Below are 21,928 nucleotides of genomic sequence, written 5' to 3' on the forward strand. Positions count from 1 at the left end.
AGGCCCTTAGTCCGCCGAAGCCGGGGCCAGATCCTCGGCCGCGACCCCCAGCGTGCGGCAGGCGGCGACATAGGTGTTGGCCAGCAGGCAGGCGATCGTCATGGGCCCGACGCCGCCGGGCACGGGCGTGATCGCGCCGGCGACCCGTGCGGCCTCCGCATAGGCCACGTCGCCGACGAGCCGCGTGCGTCCCTCGGCGGCCTTGACCGGGTCACTCGATGGAACGCGGTTGATCCCGACGTCGATGACGGTCGCGCCCGGCTTGATCCAGTCGCCCCGGATCATCTCCGGACGCCCGACGGCCGCGACCAGAATGTCGGCCTGACGGCACAGGCCGGGCAGGTCGCGGCTGCGCGAATGCGCCACGGTGACGGTGCAGTTCTGCGCCAGCAGCAGCTGGGCCATCGGCTTGCCGACGATGTTGGAGCGGCCGACCACCACCGCATGAAGGCCCGACAGGTCGCCCAGCGCGTCCTTCAGCAGCATGATGGACCCGAGGGGCGTGCAGGGAACCAGGCCCGGTTGCCCGACGGCCAGCCGACCCGCGTTGACCACATGGAAGCCGTCGACGTCCTTGTCCGGCGAAATGGCGTCCAGGACGGCGTTGGCGTCGATGGCGGCCGGCAGCGGCAGTTGGACCAGGATCCCGTGAATCCCGGTGTCGGCGTTCAGTTCGGCGATGAGGGCCAGCAGTTCCGCCTGGGTCGTGGATTCCGGCAGGCGGTGGGTGTCCGACCGCATGCCGGCGGCCAGGGTGCGTTCGCCCTTGTTGCGGACATAGACCTGACTGGCCGGATCCTCGCCGACGATCACCACCGCCAGTCCCGGAACGATCCCGTGGGCGGCCTTCATCCGGGCGACGGCGGCGGTGACACGGTCGATCAGACCCTGGGCGAAGGCCTTGCCGTCGATGGGGCGCGCGGCGGCGTGCGTGTCCGACATGGGTCGGGCCTTTCGTCAGGTTTCGTGCAATGGGCGGCGATTTACAGACGTCACGGATCGGCGTCTATGTTGGCAAGCTGTGCATCAGGAAAGTTCCATGACCCGTCTTCACCTCGCCGCCTCCATCAGCACCCTCGCCCTGTTCTCGGCGACCCTTGGTGCGGCGACTTTCGGCGTGGCGAGCGCAGCCGTCGCCCAGACCACGCCGATCGGCGTCGGCGACCGGGTGACGGGCGTGCTGGACGCCTCGGACGCCGTCGAAGGCGGAACCGAGGACGGCTATCGGTATGAGGACTACGCCTTCACCGCCCGCGCCGGCCAGCGGCTGGAGGCGGTGCTGACTTCGGACGCGTTCGACGCCTATCTCGAGGTCTTCGGGCCAGGTGAAACGGACGAAGCCTTCGCCAGCGACGACGACGGTCTGGGGGAAGGCACCGGATCGCGCCTCCGATTCGTGGCGCCGGAGGCGGGGACCTATCGCCTGAGGGCGCGCCCCCTGAGCGGAACCGACGGCGGGGCCTATGCCCTGAGCCTGATCCAGCGCCCGGCCCCGCCGCGTGCGCCTCGGCCGCAGGGCGTTCGGATCGGCCGCACGGTGTCGGGCGAACTGACGGCGCGGGATCCGGAGACCGACGACGGCGCTCGCTATGACGGCTACGCCCTGCGGCTGAAGGCGGGGGAACGTATTGAGCTGCGCCTCGAGGCCGACGATTTCGATCCGGTGGTCCGCATTGGACGGATGGTCGACGGCGCCTTCGTCGAGTCCGCCTCCAATGACGACGATCCGGCGGGCGGACTGCATTCCCGTCTTGTTTTCACGGCCCCGGCGGACGGCGAGTTCATCATTCGCGCCGAGGGTTTGAACGACTCGGCCGAAGGCGACTATGTGCTGAAGATCGAGCCGGGACCGCCGGGCCTGGCCGCCAAGCCGATCGCACTGGGCGAGGAGGTCGAGGGCGAGCTGAATGACGACGACGGCGCCAACGACGACGGCGAGCGCGCCGACGCCTACGCCTTCACCGCGACGGCCGGCCAAAGGGTCGAGATCACCCTCAACGCCACGGATTTCGACGCCTATCTGGAGTTGTTCGGTCCGAACGGCGTCAGCATCGGCGAAGATGACGACGGCGGAGACGAGGGCACCAATTCGCGTCTGGTCCGCACCCTGGCCGAGGCCGGGACCTACACGATCCAGGCGCGGGCGTTGGACGGCGAAACGGGCGCAGGCCCCTACACGCTGAAGATCGTCGAGGCCGCCGCACCCCCCGCGCCCACGTCCCTGGCGTTCGGCCAGACGGTGCAGGGCGAAGTCTTGGCCGACGGGCCGCGCGACAACGAAGGGCGCACCTATGTCGCCTATCGGTTCCAGGGCACGGAAGGCAGCCGTGTCCAGGCCATCGTCCGGTCCGGCGATTTCGACGCCTATGTGCAGCTGGGCCGCGCGGGTTCCGAAGACGATTGGGAATCCCTGGCCAGCGACGACGACGGTCTGGGCGAGGGCACGGATGCGCGTCTGACCTTCAAGCTCCCCGACAGCGGCGAGTACGAGCTGCGCGCCTCGCCCCTGAGCGGCGGTGAGAAGGGGCTTTTTTCGATCGAACTGCTGGACAAGGGCCCCCAGCCGCTGCCGGGCTCGATCCTCGTCGGCGCCTCGGCGCGCGGAGCCCTGTCGGACAACGACGCCATTGATAACGAGGGCGTGTTCTTCGACGCTTATCGGGTGACCGTCGCCGCAGGCGACAAGGTCAATCTCACCATGGTTTCCAATGATTTCGACGCCTATCTTGAGATTGGTCGAGAGAAAGCGGACGGATCGTGGGAGACGGTGGCCAGCGACGACGACAGCCTGTCGGACACCCATGCCCGGATCGAATGGACGGTCGAACGCGCCGGACAGTACGTGATCCGCGCCCGGTCCTTCGGTCCCGGCTCCACCGGCGCCTACACCCTGACGGTCGAACGCAAGCCCTGAGGTCAGTTTCCGTCACGCCGCGATCCTGCCCGTCGTTGCTAGGATGCGCTTGCAACGACGGAGGCGACGATGCGTGCGACGGTCTTGCTGGCGACACTGACGGCCCTTGCGGCGGCTGACGCCCGGGCGCAGGCGGTGTCCTTGCCGCGTGGCGACGACCGCGTGGCGGCCCTCGGCGAACGCTCGCCCCAGCGGAACGGAGCGCCCTATCTGTGCTTCAACCTACTGCCGCCGGGCCGGACGCGCGTCGTGGTCAGCGGGGCCTTTCCTGTGCGCCTCGATCTCTACGAGACCGCCGATTGCTCAGGCACGCCACGTCTCAGTCGTGCGGGCCGCGTCAAGGATGACGCGGTCTGGGCGGAGGCGGATACGGGGGTCTACCAGAGGCGCTCGGTGGGCATCAGCAGTGCGGACGCGACGCGCGGCATCTTCGTATTGAAGTCCGATGTCGGCGGCGGACGTGTCGGCGCTGCCTCGGAAGTCGGCGTCGTGACGGCGGACGATCGCCAGGCGACGCGTGTGGGCAGCCTGTCATCGCCGCTGCCGCCCGGACCCGTTCACCGCGCGCCGGGGTTCGAGTCCACAAACGAATATTGCCGGGCGGCGCATGGCGCCATCGCTGCCTATCGCGACAGTCGCTCGGCCCAGCGCATACCTCTGTCCAACCTTTCGGCCGCGGAACACCGGCGCCGACGGAACCTGTTTCGGGTCGAGGGAGAAACGGCGCGTATGCTGGCCGACGCGCGTGAGAGCCTGTTCAGTTCCAGTCTGGTCCTTTTCACGACACCCTTCGCCACAAGCGAGGACTCAAAGACGCAGACCACCGGAATAATGCTCACCGCCGCCGCCTGCGATCAGCGCCTCGGCCTGACGCCGATCACGAACGTCGTCAGCCGCTGAACCTCATCGACCGGATGGCAGAAGGTCGCCGACAAAGGGTCGGTAACGGCCGGCCATGACGCCCTGGGCCGCCCGGGTGATGTCGGGCGCGAAATAGTGGTCCTGGGCATAGGCGGCGGCGGCCTCGCGCACGATGGCCCAGACCTGCTCCAACGCGGACGAACTGGTCAGGGGGCGGTGGAACTCTATCCCCTGCGCCGCCGCCAGCAACTCGATCCCTACCACGGTCGCGGTGTTGGCCGCCATGTCCAGCAGACGCCGGGCCCCGTGCGTGGCCATCGAAACGTGGTCTTCCTGGTTGGCGCTGGTCGGCACCGTGTCGATGACGCAGGGATGGGCGACCATGCGGTTCTCGGCCACCAGGGCCGCAGCCGTGACCTGGGCGATCATGAAGCCGGAATTCAGGCCGCTCTCCCGGACCAGGAAGGCGGGCAGGTCGCTCATCTTGGGATCGACGAGGATGGACGTCCGCCGCTCCGAGATATTCCCGATCTCGCACAAGGCCATGGCCAACTGGTCCGCGGCGAACGCCACGGGCTCCGCATGGAAGTTGCCCCCTGACAGGACGTCGCCGTCCTCGAAGAAGACCAGCGGGTTGTCTGTCACGGCGTTGGCCTCCCGCTCCAGCGTCGCCGCGGCCTGGACGATCTGATCCAGCACCGCGCCCATGACCTGGGGCTGACAGCGCAGGGAGTAGGGGTCCTGCACCTTGGCGTCGCCTTCCAGATGCGACGCGCGAATGGCCGATCCCGACATCAGCTCTCGCAGACGGGCGGCGACGGCGATCTGGCCGGGCTGACCGCGCAGGGCGTGGATGCGGGCGTCAAAGGGGGCGTCCGAGCCCTTCAGCGCATCGACCGACAGGGCCCCGGCGGCCAGACCGGCGGCGAAGGCGTCCTCGGTCGCGAACAGGCCGGCCAGCGCCAGAGCGGTCGAACACTGGGTGCCGTTCAGCAGGGCCAGGCCCTCCTTCGGGCCGAGCGTCAGAGGCGCCAGCCCGACCCGGGCCAGGGCTGCGTCCGCCGTCAGGGCCTGGCCGTCATGCCGCGCTTCACCGACGCCCAGCAGGATGCAGGACATGTGCGCCAGCGGCGCCAGGTCTCCGGAGGCGCCGACCGATCCCTTCGACGGTATACAGGGCAGGACGTCGGCGTTCACCAGGGCGATCAGCGCCTCCAGCGTCTGGCGGCGAATGCCTGATGCGCCTTTCGACAGGCTGGCGATCTTCAGCACCATCAGCAGGCGGACCACGGCGTCATCCAGCAGCGGGCCGACGCCGCAGGCGTGGCTCAGGACGAGGTTCTTCTGAAGGGTTTCAAGATCTTCCGCCGCAATGCTGGTGTTGGCCAGCAGGCCGAAGCCAGTGTTGACGCCATAGACGGTGCGCCCCTGGGCGACGATGTCGGCGATGGTCGCGGCGCCCTTTTCGACGTCCGCCCAGGCGCCGTCGGCCAGCGACACCTTCACCGGCGCGGCGAGGACGCTGCGCAGTTGTGCGAGCGTGAGGGGAACGTGGCCGAGTTCGAGGGGCATTGTCGCTTCCGCTGGGTCTTCGACAGGTCGCTCAGGACCTGTCCGCCGTGATTGAGTTCAGTGCGCTCGCCGCCGCGTCACCCAAAGGCCGAACAGGGCGGCGATCGGGAACATCAGCACGCCATAGACGGCGGCCGGCAACGACATGTCGGGTCGCCCCAGCACCCCCTGCGCGATCACGATGGCCAGGGTGGCGTTGTGGATGCCGACCTCGAAGGCGCTGGCGACGGCCTGCGGCTTTTCGATCTTCAGCAGGCGCGGGACGACGTAGCCGACGGCCAGACTCAGTCCGCAGAAGGCGACCGAGACGCCTCCCAGAAGCAGGAAGTTGGACATCAGCAGATCAAAGCTTCCGGCGACCGATCCGGCGATCACCAGAACCAGTATGGCCACGGAGGCGATGCGCACGGGCTTGTCCATCGCCTGGGCGAATCCGGGCCTCAGCGCCCGGACGGTCATCCCCAGGGCGACGGGGGCCAGGACGATCAGGAACACCTCCAGCGTCTTGGCGAACTGCAGGCCGACGCTCAGGTCGCCGGGCTTGAAGATCGCGATCGCCAGATTGGTGAGGACCGGCAGGGTCACGACCGCGATGACCGAGTTGATCGCCGTCAGCGAGATGTTCAGGGCGACATCTCCCCGGAACAGGTGGCTGTAGAGATTTGCCGTGGTTCCGCCCGGCGAGGCCGCCAGCAGCAGCATCCCCACCGCCAGGATCGGCGGCAGCCGGAACAGCAGCACCAGGCCGAAACAGATCGCCGGAAGCAGCAACAGCTGACAGGCGAGGGCGACCGCAGCGGCCTTGGGCTGCCTGGCCACCCGAATGAAATCGGCGGGCGTCAGGTCCAGCCCGAGGCCGAACATGATGATCCCGAGCGCGAGCGGCAGGGCGACGGCGGCGAATTCCATGCGGGGTCCTCAGGCGCGTGACGGATGGGCGGACACTAGGCCAGGCTCGGCAGGTTGAGACCCTGCTCTTTCGCGGCGTCCCTGGCGATGTCGTATCCGGCGTCGGCGTGGCGCATGACGCCCGTGGCCGGGTCGTTCCAGAGCACGCGCTCCAGCCGCTTCGCCGCCTCCGGCGTGCCGTCGGCCACGATGACCACTCCCGAATGCTGGCTGTAGCCCATGCCGACGCCGCCGCCGTGGTGCAGCGACACCCAGCTGGCGCCCGAGGCCGTGTTAAGCAGGGCGTTCAGCAGCGGCCAGTCGGACACCGCGTCCGACCCGTCCATCATGGCCTCGGTTTCGCGGTTGGGGCTGGCGACCGAGCCGCTGTCCAGGTGGTCCCGGCCGATGACGATCGGCGCCGACAGCTCGCCCGAGGCCACCATCTCGTTGAACATCAGGCCCGCACGGTGGCGATCGCCCAGGCCGATCCAGCAGATGCGGGCGGGCAGGCCCTGGAAGGCGATGCGCTCTCCCGCCATGTCCAGCCACCGCAGCAGCCCGGCGTTGTCCGGAAACAGCCGCTTCATCGCCTCGTCGGTCTTGCGGATATCCTCCGGATCGCCGGACAGCGCCGCCCAGCGGAACGGACCGACGCCACGGCAGAACAGCGGGCGGATGTAGGCGGGGACGAAGCCGGGAAAGTCGAAGGCGTTCGCCACGCCCTTGTCGAAGGCGACCTGGCGGATGTTGTTGCCGTAATCGACGGTGGGGACGCCCATCTGCTGAAACGCCAGCATGGCCTGGACGTGATCGACGATCGAGGTCGCGGCGGCCTCGCGCACGGCGGCCGGGTCGGTCTCGCGTTTCGCCTCCCAGTCGGCGACGCTCCAGCCCTTGGGCAGATAGCCGTTGGCCAGGTCGTGGGCGCTGGTCTGGTCCGTGACCAGGTCAGGACGCGCGCCTCGCCGGACCAGTTCCGGCAGGATGTCCGCAGCATTGCCCAACAGGCCGATGGAGATGGGCTTGCCGTCGGCCAGCGAGCGATTCAGAAGCTCCAGCGCCTCGTCGATACTGTTGGCCCGGACGTCCAGATATCGGGTCTTCAACCGCATCTCGATGCGGCTGGCCTGGCATTCGACGGCGATGCACGACGCGCCGGCCATGGTCGCCGCCAGGGTCTGGGCGCCGCCCATGCCGCCAAGGCCGGCGGTCAGAATCCATTTGCCCGACCAGTCGCCGCCATAATGCTGGCGACCCGCCTCCATGAAGGTCTCATAGGTGCCCTGAACGATGCCCTGGGTGCCGATGTAGATCCACGATCCGGCCGTCATCTGGCCGTACATGGCCAGACCCTTCTGATCCAGTTCGTGGAAATGCTCCCACGTCGCCCATTTGGGCACCAGGTTGGAGTTGGCGATCAGCACCCGCGGCGCGTCCTCATGGGTGCGGAACACGCCGACGGGCTTGCCCGACTGGACCAGAAGGGTCTCGTCCTCGCCGAGCGCGCGCAACTGATCGACGATGCGGTCGAAGCTGGCCCAGTCCCGCGCGGCGCGGCCGATGCCGCCATAGACGACCAGGTCTTCGGGCCGCTCGGCGACCTCGGGATCCAGATTGTTCATCAGCATCCGCAGCGCGGCCTCGGCCTGCCAGGTGCGGGCTGTCTTTTCGGGTCCGCGCGGGCTGCGGACCACGCGGCTGTTCAGAGTGCGGTCGATCATCGTGAGGCTCGCTGGGCGTGGGCGAAATCAAGACAGGCGGTCAGGACGGCGGACAGGGTCGGCTGCAGGCGGGCGGCCTGTTCGGGACGCCACGGCGCCGGCCAGTTTGTCGTGTCCAGGGGACCGGCGGGGTCGTCCATATAGCCGCGATCCGCCAGCTCCATCTGGATCGCATGAACCTCGGCGTCCGGCCGGCCATAGTGTCGCGTGGTCCACCCGCCCTTGAACCTGCCGTTGACGACGTGGCCCAGGTCCGAGACGGCGCAGGCGGCTTCCACCGCTCGGGTCAGGGCAGGGGCGCAGGTCGTCCCGCCGTTGTCGCCGATATTGAACTGGGGCAGTTCGCCCTCGAACAGGCGCGGCACCACCGAGCGGATTGAATGGGCGTCATAGAGGACGACGGGGCCGTCCGCTCCCAGTCGTTCCAGCTCCTGCGTCAGGGCGGCGTGGTAGGGGTCGAAGAACAGAACACGGCGGCGGTCGATCTCAGCCTGATCCGGCTCCAGCCCGGGCCGATAGAGGGGCTCGCCGTCGAAGGTCTCCGTGGGGCACAGTCCGGTGGTGGTCATTCCAGGATACAGGGAGGCGCCGGACGGGTCACGATTAACATCGATGACGCTACGACTGATGCTCGTCCGGACCAGCGTCGCGCCCATGTCGGCGGCGAAGGCGTAAAGCCGATCCACCCACCAGTCGGCGTCTTTGCGCGCCAGCCAGGGCGAGATCATTCCGGCCAGGATGTCGTCGGGAATGTCCGTCCCCGTGTGGGGCAGGCCGATCACCAGAGGCGCCTCGCCGCGTTGGACGGTCAGCCAGTCGTGCGTCGCCATTTCCGCCTCCTGCCGTCTGCGCCTCGCCATCGCCACGGTCTGTGGTATGTATAGACATATTGATCCATGGCCTGAGAGGTTGTCCAGTGCCGATGCCGTCAGACACCGCCCACAGCCTGTGGTTCGACCACGCCCTGCTGCCGGACGGCTGGGCGCGCAGGGTGCGGCTGACGATGGCGGACGGCGTGATTTCGGCCGTCGAAGCCGGAACAGAGCGAGGAGCTCATGAGACCGACCACGGCGTGGCCCTGCCCGGCGTGGCCGATCTGCACAGTCATGCCTTCCAGCGCGCCATGGCGGGCCTGACCGAGGGACGCGGGCCGGCGAGCGCGGGCGGCGAGCGCGACGACTTCTGGTCCTGGCGCGCGCTGATGTACCGGTTTCTGGACCGGGGCGGGCCGGAAGAGATCGAGGCCATCACCGCCTACGCCTTTATGGAAATGCTCGAGGGTGGCTTCACCCGCATCGCCGAATTCCACTATCTGCACAACGACATCGACGGTCGGCCCTATGCCGATCCGGCCGAACTGACGGCGCGGATCGTGGCGGCGGCCGAGGCGACGGGGATCGCCCTGACGCTGCTGCCCGTCTTCTACGCCCATGCGACATTCGGCGGCGCCGCGCCCAGCCAGGGGCAGCGGCGATTCATCACCGATCTGGATCAGTTCGCGCAAAGGGTCGAGGCGGGGCGGCGTCTGACCGCGCGCCTGCCGGACGGCGTGGTGGGCGTGGCGCCCCACAGCCTGCGTGCGGTGACGCCGGACGAACTCGCGCACATGCCGGCCCTGGCGGGCAATGGGCCGATCCACATCCACGTGGCGGAGCAGACCAAAGAGGTCGAGGACTGTTTGGCCTGGTCGGGGCGGCGACCGGTCGAATGGCTGCTGGACCATGCGCCGGTCGATCCGCGCTGGTGTCTCATTCACGCCACTCACGTAACGGAGCCGGAGTGGCGCGAGATCGCCCGTCGCGGGGCTGTGGTCGGCCTGTGTCCCATCACCGAGGCGAATCTGGGCGATGGCGTCTTCCCGGCTGCGGCCTATGCTGAGGCCGGAGGACGGTTCGGGATCGGCACCGATTCGAACGTCCAGATCGGCCTGTCCGAGGAACTGCGGATGCTCGAATACAGCCAGCGTCTGAGCCTGCGCGGCCGCGCCGTCATGGCGGACGCCGCCCGCTCGACGGGGCGCGCCCTGTTCGATCGCGCCCATGCAGGCGGCGCCCAGGCCTGCGGCGTGGCGGCGTCCGGTCTGGCGGTCGGCGCCCCGGCGGATGTGCTGGCTCTGGATCATGGCCGCATCGCCTTTGCAGGACGAGACGGAGACGCCCTGCTGGACAGCTGGATCTTCGGCGGCGATCGCTCGGCCTTGCGCTCGGTCTGGCGGCGTGGACGCCAGGTCGTCATCGACGGACGACACATCGCCCGCGACACCATCGAGGCCCGCTTCCGGCGCGCTCTGGCGAGCGTGGTCCAGGCGTGAACGCCCCCTTCACCCTGCATCGGCGGATCTATGCCGATCTCGAGGCGAACATCCTTTCGGGGGACTGGGCGCCGGGCCAGCGCATCCCGTTCGAGCACGAGCTGACGCGCCGATACGGATGCTCGCGGATGACCGTGAACAAGGCGATTTCGGAACTGGCCGATCGCGGCCTGGTCACCCGTCGACGTCGCGCCGGCACCTTCGTGGCCCAGCCTCGCGCCCAGTCCGCGGTTCTGTCGATTCCGGACCTGAAGGCCGAGGCCGAGGCGCGGGGCCAGACCTACGGCTATGAACTGCTGACACGGCGCGTCCGTGAACCGGTCACCGACGAGGAGTTCGATCTCGCCTCCGGCGGACAGGTGCTGGAGCTCAGGTGTCTGCACACCGCCGATGGCATGTCGCTGGCGCTGGAGCGGCGCGTCATCTCCCTGGTCGTGACCCCGGAGGCGGAGACGGCGGATTTCGAAACCCTGCCGCCCGGCGGCTGGCTGCTGGATTTCGCGCCCTGGACGGAGGCTGAGCATCGGATCAGCGCGGTGGCCTGCGGCGGCGCCGACGCGCGTCGGCTGGCGCTGAAACCCGGCGCGCCCTGCCTCTTGCTGGAACGCCGTACCTGGCGCGACGGGCGGCCGGTGACGCGGGTGTCGCAGCTGTTCCCAGGCGATCGCTATGATCTGGTCGCGCGCTTCTCGCCGGCGCGGGGCGAAGGGCGGTGATCGCCGATCGCCTGATCTTCGACTGCCATGTGGCCACCATGGAGGCGGGCGGCGCCGCCTACGGGGCCATCGAGGACGCCGCCATCGTCATTTTCGACGGGCGGATATCCTGGGTGGGGCGTCGATCAGACCTGCCGTCGATGGAGGCGCATCACATCGACCGGCTGGACGGACGCTGGGTGACGCCGGGCCTGATCGATTGCCACACCCATCTGGTGTTCGGCGGGGACCGTTCGGGCGAGTTCGAGCGGCGGCTGGGCGGCGCCACCTATGAGCAGATCGCGCGTGAGGGCGGCGGCATCGTCTCGTCCGTCGCCGCCACCCGTGCAGCGTCCGAGGACGAACTTTACGCCTCCGCCCTGACCAGACTGGAAGGCCTCAAGACCACCGGCGTCACGACGGTGGAGATCAAGTCCGGCTACGGCCTCGACCGCGACAGCGAGCTGAAGATGCTGCGCGTCGCCCGCCGGATCGGCCGGGAGGCCGGCGTTCGGGTCCGGACCTCCTATCTCGGGTTGCATGCCCTGCCGCCGGAGCATCGCGCCGAGGGCGGGCGCGAGGCCTATCTGGATCTGGCCGTCGACGAGATCCTGCCGATGGCTCACGCCGAAGGCCTGGTCGACGCCGTCGACGCCTATTGCGAGCCCATCGCCTTTTCGGTCGGGGAGACGGCGCGGCTTTTCGACAGGGCCCGTGACCTGGGTTTGCCGGTCAAGCTGCACGCTGACCAGTTGTCCGACGGCGGCGGCGCCGCCCTGGCCGCACGTTACGGGGCCCTGTCGGCGGACCACATCGAATATGCGAGCGAGGCGGGCGTGGCCGCCATGGCAGAGGCCGGGGTCGTCGCGGTCCTGCTCCCCGGCGCCTATCTCATGTTGAGGGAGACGACGCCGCCCCCGGTCGATCTTCTGCGCCGGCATGGCGTCGATATGGCGGTGGCGACCGACTGCAATCCCGGCACTTCGCCCGTTGCGTCGATGACGGCGGCTCTCAACCTGGCCTGCGTGCAGTTCCGCCTGACGCCGGAGGAGGCGCTGGCGGGCGCGACGCGCATCGCGGCGCGCGCCCTGGGCCTGTCGGACACGGTCGGCCGCATCGCGCCATGCCTCGCCGCCGACCTGGCGGTCTGGGACGTCTCTCGACCCGCAGAGCTCTGCTACTGGCTCGGCAAGCCCCTGCTGGCGCGACAATATGTGGCTGGAAACCACCTAGGGTAGAAATGCCCCGGTCGATAACGTAGTATGCTGTCTCGTCCGAATCGGAGACGGCCATGCTGCGACATCATGAACTTCACCGATCCAGCGACCTGGCGGAGTGCGCGCTGGTCCTGGCGATGGGTGTTCTTCTTGGGGCTCAGGCCCTGCTTGCCGCACTGGGTGTCGCCGCCCTGATGTGATCGCGGGTTCCGCTTTCTCGAAGACGGCGCTGTGCTACTGACCGGCGGGGCAGGGAGGCGCGGCATGGCGCAGACGCGGACGGACATCGTCATCCTGGGCGGAGGTCACAACGGTCTCGTCTGCGCCTTCTATCTGGCGCGCGCTGGCTTGAAGGTGACCGTGCTGGAACGTCGCAGCGTCGTCGGCGGGGCGGCGGTGACCGAGGAATTCCATCCCGGCTTCCGCAACTCCACCGCCAGCTACACCGTCAGCCTGCTGAACCCGAAGGTCATCGCCGAGATGGATCTGGCGCGGCACGGACTGCGTGTGGTCGAGCGGCGCATGGCCAACTTCCTGCCTCTGCCGGACGGGCGCTATCTGGCGGCGGGCGACGGGCGCACCCGGGCCGAGGTCGCCAAGTTCTCGGCGCGCGACGCCGATCGACTGGACGCCTATGGCGCGAGGTTGGAGGCGGTGGCCGAGGTCTTGCGCGCCGTGGCGCTCGAAGCGCCGCCGAACCTGACCGAGGGCGGCTGGGTGCAGGCCCTGCCGGAACTGTTGAAATCGGCGACGCTGGGACGGCGGCTCGGCGCCCTGGGGCTGACCGGGCGCAGAGACCTCATCGACCTGTTCGCCAAGTCCGCGGGGGACTGGCTGGACGGCTGGTTCGAGAGCGATCCGATCAAGGCCCTGTATGGCTTCGACGGGGTCGTGGGCGCCTATGCCAGCCCCTACACGCCCGGCACCGCCTATGTGCTGCTGCACCATGTCTTCGGCGAGGTGAACGGCAAGAAGGGCGCCTGGGGCCACGCCGTTGGAGGCATGGGCGCCATAACCCAGGCCATGGCCGCCGCCTGCGCCGAGCAGGGCGTCGATATTCGCCTGGACAGCCCCGTCTCCGAGGTCCTGATCGAGAAGGGCAGGGCGGTCGGAGCGGTGACCGAGGCGGGTCAGGTGTTCCGGGCCGATCGCGTGGTGTCGAACCTTCACCCCCGCCTGCTGTTCGACCGCCTTGTCGACCCTGCGGTGCTTCCTGCCGATTTTCGTGAACGGATGAGCCGTTACGCCTCCGGCTCGGGCACCTTCCGCATGAACGTCGCCCTCAGCGAACTGCCGCGCTTCACCGCCCTGCCTGAACCGGGAGATCACCATACGGCGGGCGTCATCATCGCGCCCAGCCTGGCCTATATGGACCGCGCCCATGCCGAGGCGCGCCTGCACGGCTGGTCGCGCGAACCGATCGTCGAGATGCTGATCCCGTCCACCCTCGACGACAGCCTCGCCCCGCCCGGACAGCACGTCGCCAGCCTGTTCTGCCAGCACGTGTCGCCCGATCTGGCGGACCAGGATCGCGACGCGGTGGCGGACCTGATGATCGACACCGTCGATCGCCACGCCCCGGGTTTCAAGGCGTCCGTGCTGGGACGGCTGGCTTTGGGGCCGCGCGATCTGGAGCGGCGCTTCGGCCTGATTGGCGGCGACATCTTCCACGGGCGGCTGACCGTGGATCAGCTGTTCAGCGCACGGCCTGTGCCCGGCCATGCGGACTATCGCATGCCTGTGCCCGGCCTCTACCTGTGCGGCTCCGGCGCCCATCCGGGCGGCGGCGTCACCGGCGCTCCCGGTCGCAACGCGGCGCGCGCCGTGCTGAAGGATGTGGGGAGACTCCGCGGATCAGGCCTTTGAGCCGATGGCCTTGAACAGGGCAGCCTGGACTGCGCTTTCGGTGAACGGCTTCTGCAGGGTGATCCGGCCCTTCCATTCGTCCGGCAGACCGCCCTCGCCATAGCCGGTCGAAAACACGAACGGCAGATTGCGGGCGGCCAGGGCCTCCGCCACCGGAAAGATCTCGACGCCCGCGACGTTCACGTCCAGCAGGCCGCCGTCAAGGTCATCGCGCGCCGCGACGACATCCAGGGCCTCTGCCACGCTGGAAACCGGCCCGACGGTTTCGCACCCCAGGTCGTCCAGGATCGTTTCCAGCAGCATGGCCACCAGCGACTCGTCCTCGACCACCAGGATGCGGCGTCCCTTCAGATCCCCGTCCATCACGCCATTTCCCCCTCAGCCGGCGAACGGTCCAACGAGACCGACATGTTCACGACCAGGCCGCCGGGGGCGTAGTCGGTTTCCAGCGAGCCCGCCAGATCGTGGCGCAGATTTCGCTCGATCAGCCGGGCGCCGAAGCCGCGCCGTTCGGGCGCGCTGACGGTCGGTCCGTCCGCCTCGCGCCACGACAGGGTCAGGCGGCGATCATGCTGATCGGCCACCGACCAGTCGATCATCACCCGCCCCTCGGGCACGGACAGGGCGCCATATTTCGCGGCGTTGGTGGCCAGTTCGTGGAAGATCATCCCCAGGGACAGCGCCTGGGCCGAATCCAGGTGCACGGCGGGTCCGGTCAGGCTGATGCGGCTGGGCCCATAGGCCTCGGTCTCGTGCCGCAGGACGTCGCGCAGTTCCGCGCCTTCCCAGTGCCGACGGGTCAGCAGGTCGTGCGTATGCGACAGCGACATCAGCCGCGCCTGGAAGCTCTGGGCGAAGGCGCGAGGGTCTGCATGCGATCGCGCCGTCTGAATGGCGATCGACTGCACCGTCGCCAGGGTGTTCTTCACCCGGTGGTTCAACTCGTCGATCATCAACTTCTGGCGCTCGGCCGCGCGCACGTCGTTGGTGACGTCATGGCCCTGAACGAAGATGCCGACGACCTTTCCGTCATCGTCCCGGATCGGCTGATAGATGAAGTTCAGGAAGACCTCTTCCAGGGCCGCGCCGGGCACGCGTTGCAACTGGACCCGGCTTTCGCGGCCCTCATACGGTTCGCCCGTCTGGAAGACGTGGTCCAGGAACTCGAAATAACCCTGGCCCTGCAGTTCCGGCATCGCCTCGCGCACCGGCTTGCCCATGATGTCGCGGTGGCCGATCAACTGGCCATAGGCGGGGTTGTGCATCTGGAACACATGGTCCGGTCCATCCAGCACAGCTATGAAGCCCGGCGCCTGCATGAACAGCTCCAGCAGGCGACGCCGCTCGAACTCCAACTCGCGGTTGGCCTGTTGAACCTCTGCGGCGCGGCGCAGCACCGCGCCCCCAACAACGACATCCAGCGCCGAAACCTCTGGTTCCCCGCCGTGCAATGACTCTTGCTCCGCTCTCAAGCGGCGCAACGCCTCCAACTCGGTTACATCGGTCGTGTGCTGCAGCAGATAGACGACCTGCCCTGCCTTGTCTGTGATCGGCGTATGCGTCGCGCTCCACAACCGATCCTCGAACGCCAGTTCGCCGCCGGCCTGCGGACGTTTCATGGCGAACGGAACCAGCGCCAGATGATCCGGCGAGCGTGTGCGGATGGCCCGTTCCATCGATTCGCGAACCTGGCGGACGTTCGCAGGCGCCTCCGCGCTGTCGCCGGCGGTAAAGGCGCCGAAGATGGGTTGTCCGATGATGGCGTCACGCTGGCTGCTGGTCGCGGCGAGATAGGCCTCGTTGCACCCGGCGATATGCAGGTCGGGCGTCAGCAGGACGTAAGGGTTGGGCGAGGCGTCGAACACGGCGGCCAGATCGACCGCCAGTTCGTGCGAAATCACCAGTTCCTTCAAGTCACAAGCCCCCGACGTCTGGGCAGGAACGCGGTATCGCAAAGAGGGTTGCATCGCCGTGCTGAATTTCATCGCCATCCGGCGACAAGGGTTCACAGAACCGGACGGAGCCCTAGTCTGACGTCATGTCCTTCACTGCCCTGATCGCCGCCGCCATGACGATGACCTTGAACACATCGGCGCCTCTCCCGGCGGACGGACCGCCGGTCGCCCGAGTCGGCGAAGGGGTTCTGGTCGGCGCGCGCGACGACGGGATCGAGAATTTCAAGGGCGTGGCCTATGCCGCGCCGCCGGTCGGCGAGTGGCGATGGCGGCCGCCCCGGCCGGCGCCGGCCTGGACCGGGCCGCGCCAGGCGACGGACCTGGGCCCGATCTGCATTCAGCCGCCGTCGAACGGCGACAACGGCGTCGGTCCCCTGCCGATGAGCGAGGACTGCCTGACGCTGAACGTCTGGGCCCCCGAAAGCCGGGATGGACCTCTGCCCGTGATGGTCTGGATCCACGGCGGGGGCTACAACAACGGGTCAGGCACGGCGGCCCTCTATGAGGGCGCAAACCTCGCCCGGCGCGGCGTCGTTGTGGTGACTATCAACTACAGGCTCGGGCGGCTGGGTTTCTTCGACCACCCGGCTCTCGCCGCCGAACGACCGGCGGGCGAGGCGGCCGGGAACTACGGCGTCATGGACATGATCGCGGCCCTGGAATGGGTGCGCGACCACATCGAGGCTTTCGGCGGGGATCCGGGGCAGGTGACGATCTTCGGCGAATCCGCCGGCGGGGTCGCGGTCAGCCAGTTGATGATCTCGCCCCGGGCGAGGGGCCTGTTCCACCGCGCCGCGATCCAGTCCGGCCTGGGACGCCAGGAAGGCGCCGTCCCCGGCGACCTCGACCCGCTCTCGCCGCGCTCGACGCGTGCGAGAGGCGCGGCCTGGGCCGAGGCGGCCGGCGTGACGCCGACGGCCGCCGCTCTCAGGGCGGTCCCGGCGGAACGCCTGCTGGAGCCGGCGCCCAACTTCTTCGGCGGGGATCTGATCCTGACGGACGGCGTCGTGGTCCCAATGGATGTGGAGGCCGCCTTCGCCGCCGGCCGCCAGGCGCCGGTGCCTCTGCTGATCGGGACCAACAGCGCCGAGTTCTGGTGGATGAAACCTTCGGACCTGACGCCTTACGGCGCCTTGGACGACAACCTTTCGGATGCGGCGCGAGCGGCCCTGGTCGAAGCCTATGGCGGGCAGGAGGGCTATGACGCCCATCTCGTCTCGGATCTGGTGTTCAACGAGCCGGCGCGCCGCCTGGCCAGACTGCACGCGGCGGCGGGCCAGCCGACGTTCCTCTATCGCTTCGATGTCGTCTCCCTGGCCATGCCCGAGCCCCATTCCGGCGCCACCCATGCGTCGGAACGCCAGTACGTCTTCGACAATCTGACGGCCTCGCCCTGGGCGACCGACGACATGGACCAGAGGGCGGCCACCCTGATGGCCGACTACTGGGCGGCCTTTGGTCGCACCGGAGACCCGAACGGCGGCGGGCGGCTGATGTGGCCCGACCTGCGGGCCCGTATCGACGAATTGATCGAGTTCGGGAACGCGGGGCCGCGCGTCCTGCCCGTTCCGTTCGCCCGGCGGCTGGACCTTATCGAGGCGCTCTACACGGCGCGATCCGGCGGGGACTGATCGTTTCCACGCCGTGTCCGCATGTGGCCGAAGTGAGGCGCTTGCGAGGCGAATGCGGCTGTGGCATGTAACCGCTTACACGTAACCGATTACATTCGGCGCTGACGGACTTTCGCCAAGGAAGCCGGCACAGCGGACAGCAGGGGAAGACGCCGGCTTGAACCGCCAGGATCGCCACGACCATATCGCCGCGAGGCCGTCATGAAGGCGGCCACGATCCGTGACGTCGCGGCCCATTCCGGCGTTTCGGTCGCCTCGGTGTCGCGCGTGCTGAACGGCGCCGGCCCGGTGACCGAGGCGACCCGCCAGCGTGTGCTCAAGGCGGTCGAGGCGCTCGGCTATGTGCCGCACAGCGGCGCCCGCAGCCTGTCCACCAGCCGAACCGACACCGTCGGCGTGATTCTGCCCGACCTCTTCGGCGAGTTCTTCTCGGAGCTGATCCGCGGTCTCGACCTCGCCGCACGAGGCCACGGGCTGCACCTCATCGTCTCCAGCTCGCACGGCGACGCCGACGAGGCCTCCGCGGCGATCCGCTCGATGCGCGGGCGGGTGGACGGATTGATCGTTCTGTCGCCGCATCTGGACGACTTCGGCCTCTCGGCAACGGCCGGCCGGATGCCCGTCCTGATGATGAACGGCGGACCGGTGGGCGGCCTGCCGTCCATTGCAGTCGACAACCGGGGCGGGGCCATGGCGGCGGTCCAACATCTGGTCGAGATCGGCCGTCGCAAAATCGCCCACGTCTCCGGCCCGGCCGGAAACCTGGAGGCCGAGGCCCGGCTGGCCGGCTATTCCGAGGCCATGGCCGCTGCCGACCTGTCGCCGCGCGTCGTCGACGGCGACTTCACCCAGGCCGCCGGCTATGAGGCCGCCGTCGCGCTTTTCCGGGCCGAAGCCCGTCCCGACGCCCTGTTCGTGGCCAACGACACCATGGCGATCGGCGCCCTGCTGGCGCTTCAGGACCTGGGGCTGCGCTGCCCCGAAGATGTCGCCGTGGTCGGCTTCGACGACGTCCCGGTGGCGGCTCTGGTGCGGCCCGGCCTCACCACCCTGCGCGTGGACATCGCCGGGGTCGGCCGCCGCGCCCTGGATCGCCTCGTCGGTCTGATCCGCCAGCCGGACGCCCCGGGCGCCGAGGCCCAGGAAACCGTCCGCCCCTCTCTCGTCGTGCGGGGCTCCAGCCGCGCCGACGTCTCGCCTAACGCCTCAACCATGACCGGACCGGGCATCGTCCCGGCCGGCGCAACCACGCTTGGGAAAACCTAAGGAAATCCAGGATGAACACCCGTATTCGCACCCTCGGCGCGGTCTCCGCGCTGGCCATGGCGGCCCTGCTGGCAAGCGCCGGCGCGGCGTCTGCGCAGGCCACCAACACCACGCTTCGTGGCTCCGTCTTCGATGGGGCGACGGCCGAGAGCGGGGGCTCGATCACCGCTCGTGACACGGCGACCGGGTTCATCAGCCGCGGCCGCATCGGCGCCGACGGGCGTTATGTCCTGCCCGGCCTTCGGCCAGCGACCTATGAGGTCACTGTTACGACCGACGACGGCCAGACGGCGACGGACCTTGTCACCCTCTCGGTCGGCCAGACTGTCACCCTGGATCTCGATGTTGCAGGCGCCTCCGCGCCGACGGCAGGCGCTGATCAGGTCGCCGACATCGTGGTGACCGGGCGTCGTCTGCTGGAAGTCCGCACCTCGGAAGTCGCCACGACGGTCAGCCAGGCGCAGATCAACAACCTGCCTCAGATCAACCGCAACTTCCTGAACTTCGCGGCCCTGGCCCCTGGCGTCCGGGTGACCGAGGGCGAAAGCGAACGCACGATTTCCGCAGGCGGCCAGACGGCTCAGGCGATCAACGTCTTCATCGATGGCCAGAACCAGAAATCGACGATCATCGACGGCGGCGTGGCGGGACAGGATGACAGCCGCGGCAATCCGTTCCCCCAGGCGGGCGTCCAGGAATTCCGCGTCATCAGCCAGAACTTCAAGGCTGAGTACGAACAAGCTGGCTCATCCATCATCACATCGGTGACCCGGTCCGGAACGAACGAATTCCACGGCGAGATCTTCGCCACCTACCAAAATCAGGACTGGATCGAACAGGACGTCTTTGCTCAGCGTCGCGGCGCCGTTAAGCCGGATCTGACGCGCGAACAGTACGGCTTTGCCCTCGGTGGCCCGATCCTGCGCGATCGGCTGCACTTCTTCGTCACTTACGAGCGCAAGGACGAAGGACGCGCAAACGGCGTGTTCCTCAATCGCACGGAATACAATGCGTTGTTTGCCGATGAACTCGGTAACTTCGCAGCTCCGTTCGAGCAAGACTTGGTCTTCGGCAAGCTTTCCTGGCAAATCAACGATCGGCAACGCCTGGAAGTCAGCGGCACCTATCGCGACGAGGCCGACATTCGCAGCTTTGGCGGCCAGACAAGCTTTGATCGCGCCGAGCAGACGAATACCGACGTTCGTTCGATCGTGACGCGCCATACCTATCAGGGCGATCGGTTCCTGAACGAGTTCAGCTACGATTACTTCTCGTACACCTATAATCCTCGGGCGCTGAACTTCAGCGAATACGGACGGACCTTCGCGCTTTTCCGTGACGCCAACACCAACCTCGCCGGATTCCAGTTCGATGTGAACTCGCGCGAGGCGACCGTCTTCACGACTGGCGGTCGTAGCGACAATCAGGACATCCAGCAGGAAAGCCACACGTTCAAGAACGATCTGACCATCCCCGACCTGCAATGGATGGGCACGCACACGATCAAGGCCGGCGTCAAATATTCGATGCAGACGTATTCGGTGAACAAGCAGTTCGGCCGAAACCCTCAATTCACCTATGACCTCACCGGCATCACGGGCCTTGGCGGCCCGAACATTCCCGTCGCGGTCACCCTCGGCACGTTCGTTGAACCCACCGAGGCCGAGAACAACGTCATCGGCCTGTATCTGCAGGACGACTGGCAGATCACCGACAAACTGGAGTTGAACCTCGGCATTCGGTGGGACTACGAGGACAACGCCTTCAACAACGACTATCGGACGCCCGACAGCATTCGTAATATGCTGGCCGCTATCCAGAATCTGCCGAACTATGACTTCCCGTCGTACTTCGACTACACCAACTATATCTCGGACGGTAAGCGCGACGCCTTCACCGGCGCCTTCCAGCCTCGCATCGGATTCAGCTACGATGTGTTCGGGGACGAAAGTACTGTGGTCTTCGGCGGAGCGGGCCGTTACTACGATCGTCTCGGGTTCAACTTCGCTTTCGACGAGCGGTTCAAGCCGTTCCAGTTCACTCGCCAAGTGTTCTTCTCGCAGACTGGCGGGATGGTCAGCGGGGTCAACACCGTTGCCTGGAACCCGTCTTACCTGACGCCGGCGGGGCTGGACCCGCTGCTCGCAGCGACGCCGGGGGCCGGCGAGGTCTTCCTGGTGAAGAACGACGCCGAACCGCCGGTGACCGATCAGTTCAACTTCGGGCTCCGTCAGCGCCTGGGGATTTTCCAGGCGTCGGCGACGCTGTCGTACACCAAGACGAAGAACCTGTCGGCCTGGTACATCGCCAACGCCGGCGATGAGACGGGCAACCGCTTCGGTGGTCCAAGCCCGACTTCCGTCGGCTTCCCGCAGTTCCGCAACGCGATCTTCTTCCAGAACCAGGACAAGGAGGCCGAATACAAGGCCCTCTACATCACGCTGGACAAGAACTACGATCGGGCGTCGAACTGGGGCTTCAATCTCGCCTACACCCTGTCGGAAGCGACGCAGAACGGCAGCCGCGACAGTGGTACGGCCGGCTTCGACTTCGACTACAACGTCCCGGCCCTGTCGCCTGAGTACCCGTCCAACACCGACGAACGCCATCGTATCGTGGCTTCGGGGATGGTGGGGCTGCCCTATGACTTCATGCTCTCCGGCATTGTCACCCTGGGCTCCGGTCTGCCGTTTAACGTCTTCAACTGCCCAGACGCTACGAACCCCAACATCTGTTGGAATGGCGGACGGCCCGAGAAGCACGCCTTCCTGCCTGGGCTGAACTTCGCTTTCCGCCAGGTGGACCTGCGCCTGACCAAGACCTTCGAAACGTTCGAAGGTCAGGAGCTTCAGCTGATCTTCGACGCCATCAACGTCTTCAACTTCGACAACTATTCCGGCTTTGAAGGCAGCTTCACCAGCCCGCGTTTCGGTCTGCCGAACTCGGTCTTCTTGCCGACCCGCAGCTTCCAGGTCGGCCTGCGCTACACCTTCTGACCGCTCTCTGAGCAACTGGCCGCCTCCGCTCG

The 21,928-nt window shown here is 67.7% G+C and carries 17 protein-coding genes; 10 read left to right on the forward strand and 7 right to left on the reverse strand.

Annotated features, from left to right (window positions below):
• Positions 1–6: 6 nt before the first annotated feature.
• A complete protein-coding gene (gene folD, locus ACO2Q1_RS03315; protein WP_423328118.1) occupies positions 7–942 on the reverse strand; it encodes a bifunctional methylenetetrahydrofolate dehydrogenase/methenyltetrahydrofolate cyclohydrolase FolD in 936 nt (311 codons plus the stop codon).
• A 97-nt stretch (positions 943–1,039) separates the two neighbouring features.
• Here folD and ACO2Q1_RS03320 point away from each other — a divergent pair, with 97 nt between their 5' ends.
• Both ACO2Q1_RS03320 and ACO2Q1_RS03325 read left to right on the forward strand, forming a co-directional pair.
• Positions 1,040–2,914, forward strand: coding sequence for a pre-peptidase C-terminal domain-containing protein (locus tag ACO2Q1_RS03320; protein WP_423328119.1), 1,875 nt, complete (start codon positions 1,040–1,042; stop codon positions 2,912–2,914).
• Positions 2,915–2,983: 69 nt separating this feature from the next.
• Positions 2,984–3,814: a hypothetical protein gene (locus ACO2Q1_RS03325; protein WP_423328120.1), complete on the forward strand. Its 831-nt coding sequence runs from the start codon at positions 2,984–2,986 to the stop codon at positions 3,812–3,814.
• A gap of 3 nt (positions 3,815–3,817) precedes the next feature.
• Here the strand turns inward: ACO2Q1_RS03325 and hutH are convergent, their stop codons facing one another.
• From hutH to hutG, 4 genes are read right to left on the reverse strand one after another with little or no spacing between them, the layout of a single operon-like run.
• Positions 3,818–5,347: a histidine ammonia-lyase gene (gene hutH, locus ACO2Q1_RS03330; protein ID WP_423328121.1), complete on the reverse strand. Its 1,530-nt coding sequence runs from the start codon at positions 5,345–5,347 to the stop codon at positions 3,818–3,820.
• A gap of 57 nt (positions 5,348–5,404) precedes the next feature.
• On the reverse strand, positions 5,405–6,256 hold the full coding sequence (locus ACO2Q1_RS03335; protein ID WP_423328122.1) for a bile acid:sodium symporter family protein: 852 nt from the start codon (positions 6,254–6,256) through the stop codon (positions 5,405–5,407).
• A 35-nt stretch (positions 6,257–6,291) separates the two neighbouring features.
• Complete coding sequence (hutU, locus tag ACO2Q1_RS03340) at positions 6,292–7,959, reverse strand: urocanate hydratase (RefSeq protein ID WP_423328123.1); 1,668 nt, start codon at positions 7,957–7,959, stop codon at positions 6,292–6,294.
• The gene (hutG, locus tag ACO2Q1_RS03345) at positions 7,956–8,789 is read right to left on the reverse strand and encodes an N-formylglutamate deformylase (RefSeq protein WP_423328124.1); all 834 of its coding nucleotides are present in this window, start codon (positions 8,787–8,789) and stop codon (positions 7,956–7,958) included. The genes hutU and hutG overlap by 4 nt, the downstream gene beginning before the upstream one ends.
• A 92-nt stretch (positions 8,790–8,881) precedes the next feature.
• On the opposite strand from hutG, the gene ACO2Q1_RS03350 reads away from it, so the two are divergent.
• The 5 genes from ACO2Q1_RS03350 to ACO2Q1_RS03370 all read left to right on the forward strand — a co-directional run bounded on the left by ACO2Q1_RS03350 (position 8,882) and on the right by ACO2Q1_RS03370 (position 14,048).
• Entirely contained in the window at positions 8,882–10,270 is a 1,389-nt protein-coding gene (locus ACO2Q1_RS03350) for a formimidoylglutamate deiminase (protein ID WP_423328125.1), read from the forward strand.
• Entirely contained in the window at positions 10,267–10,986 is a 720-nt protein-coding gene (hutC, locus tag ACO2Q1_RS03355) for a histidine utilization repressor (protein WP_423328126.1), read from the forward strand. The genes ACO2Q1_RS03350 and hutC overlap by 4 nt, the downstream gene beginning before the upstream one ends.
• Positions 10,983–12,203, forward strand: coding sequence for an imidazolonepropionase (gene hutI, locus ACO2Q1_RS03360; RefSeq protein ID WP_423328127.1), 1,221 nt, complete (start codon positions 10,983–10,985; stop codon positions 12,201–12,203). Before hutC ends, hutI begins: the two co-directional genes overlap by 4 nt.
• 53 nt (positions 12,204–12,256) lie before the next feature.
• Entirely contained in the window at positions 12,257–12,382 is a 126-nt protein-coding gene (locus ACO2Q1_RS03365; protein WP_423328128.1) for a hypothetical protein, read from the forward strand.
• Positions 12,383–12,446: 64 nt separating this feature from the next.
• Positions 12,447–14,048, forward strand: a complete 1,602-nt coding sequence (locus ACO2Q1_RS03370; protein ID WP_423328129.1) for a phytoene desaturase family protein — start codon at positions 12,447–12,449, stop codon at positions 14,046–14,048.
• On the opposite strand, the gene ACO2Q1_RS03375 is transcribed toward ACO2Q1_RS03370, so the two are convergent.
• Both ACO2Q1_RS03375 and ACO2Q1_RS03380 read right to left on the reverse strand, forming a co-directional pair.
• A complete protein-coding gene (locus ACO2Q1_RS03375; RefSeq protein ID WP_423328130.1) occupies positions 14,037–14,411 on the reverse strand; it encodes a response regulator in 375 nt (124 codons plus the stop codon). The genes ACO2Q1_RS03370 and ACO2Q1_RS03375 overlap by 12 nt on opposite strands.
• Positions 14,411–15,949, reverse strand: a complete 1,539-nt coding sequence (locus ACO2Q1_RS03380; protein WP_423328131.1) for a sensor histidine kinase — start codon at positions 15,947–15,949, stop codon at positions 14,411–14,413. Before ACO2Q1_RS03380 ends, ACO2Q1_RS03375 begins: the two co-directional genes overlap by 1 nt.
• A gap of 137 nt (positions 15,950–16,086) precedes the next feature.
• On the opposite strand from ACO2Q1_RS03380, the gene ACO2Q1_RS03385 reads away from it, so the two are divergent.
• The 3 genes from ACO2Q1_RS03385 to ACO2Q1_RS03395 all read left to right on the forward strand — a co-directional run bounded on the left by ACO2Q1_RS03385 (position 16,087) and on the right by ACO2Q1_RS03395 (position 21,896).
• Positions 16,087–17,634: a carboxylesterase/lipase family protein gene (locus tag ACO2Q1_RS03385; protein ID WP_423328132.1), complete on the forward strand. Its 1,548-nt coding sequence runs from the start codon at positions 16,087–16,089 to the stop codon at positions 17,632–17,634.
• A 201-nt stretch (positions 17,635–17,835) separates the two neighbouring features.
• Complete coding sequence (locus ACO2Q1_RS03390; RefSeq protein WP_423328133.1) at positions 17,836–18,900, forward strand: LacI family DNA-binding transcriptional regulator; 1,065 nt, start codon at positions 17,836–17,838, stop codon at positions 18,898–18,900.
• 56 nt (positions 18,901–18,956) lie between these two features.
• The gene (locus ACO2Q1_RS03395; protein ID WP_423328134.1) at positions 18,957–21,896 is read left to right on the forward strand and encodes a TonB-dependent receptor; all 2,940 of its coding nucleotides are present in this window, start codon (positions 18,957–18,959) and stop codon (positions 21,894–21,896) included.
• Positions 21,897–21,928: the final 32 nt, after the last annotated feature.

The sequence above is a fragment of the Brevundimonas sp. VNH65 genome (genome assembly GCF_049445955.1).
GTDB lineage: Bacteria > Pseudomonadota > Alphaproteobacteria > Caulobacterales > Caulobacteraceae > Brevundimonas.

Coding starts and splice junctions, on each gene's coding strand:
- folD (WP_423328118.1), bottom strand. CDS start 942: ATGTCGGACACGCACGCCGCCGCGCGCCCCATCGACGGCAAGGCCTTC.
- ACO2Q1_RS03320 (WP_423328119.1), top strand. CDS start 1,040: ATGACCCGTCTTCACCTCGCCGCCTCCATCAGCACCCTCGCCCTGTTC.
- ACO2Q1_RS03325 (WP_423328120.1), top strand. CDS start 2,984: ATGCGTGCGACGGTCTTGCTGGCGACACTGACGGCCCTTGCGGCGGCT.
- hutH (WP_423328121.1), bottom strand. CDS start 5,347: ATGCCCCTCGAACTCGGCCACGTTCCCCTCACGCTCGCACAACTGCGC.
- ACO2Q1_RS03335 (WP_423328122.1), bottom strand. CDS start 6,256: ATGGAATTCGCCGCCGTCGCCCTGCCGCTCGCGCTCGGGATCATCATG.
- hutU (WP_423328123.1), bottom strand. CDS start 7,959: ATGATCGACCGCACTCTGAACAGCCGCGTGGTCCGCAGCCCGCGCGGA.
- hutG (WP_423328124.1), bottom strand. CDS start 8,789: ATGGCGACGCACGACTGGCTGACCGTCCAACGCGGCGAGGCGCCTCTG.
- ACO2Q1_RS03350 (WP_423328125.1), top strand. CDS start 8,882: ATGCCGTCAGACACCGCCCACAGCCTGTGGTTCGACCACGCCCTGCTG.
- ACO2Q1_RS03365 (WP_423328128.1), top strand. CDS start 12,257: ATGCTGCGACATCATGAACTTCACCGATCCAGCGACCTGGCGGAGTGC.
- ACO2Q1_RS03370 (WP_423328129.1), top strand. CDS start 12,447: ATGGCGCAGACGCGGACGGACATCGTCATCCTGGGCGGAGGTCACAAC.
- ACO2Q1_RS03375 (WP_423328130.1), bottom strand. CDS start 14,411: ATGGACGGGGATCTGAAGGGACGCCGCATCCTGGTGGTCGAGGACGAG.
- ACO2Q1_RS03385 (WP_423328132.1), top strand. CDS start 16,087: ATGTCCTTCACTGCCCTGATCGCCGCCGCCATGACGATGACCTTGAAC.
- ACO2Q1_RS03390 (WP_423328133.1), top strand. CDS start 17,836: ATGAAGGCGGCCACGATCCGTGACGTCGCGGCCCATTCCGGCGTTTCG.
- ACO2Q1_RS03395 (WP_423328134.1), top strand. CDS start 18,957: ATGGCGGCCCTGCTGGCAAGCGCCGGCGCGGCGTCTGCGCAGGCCACC.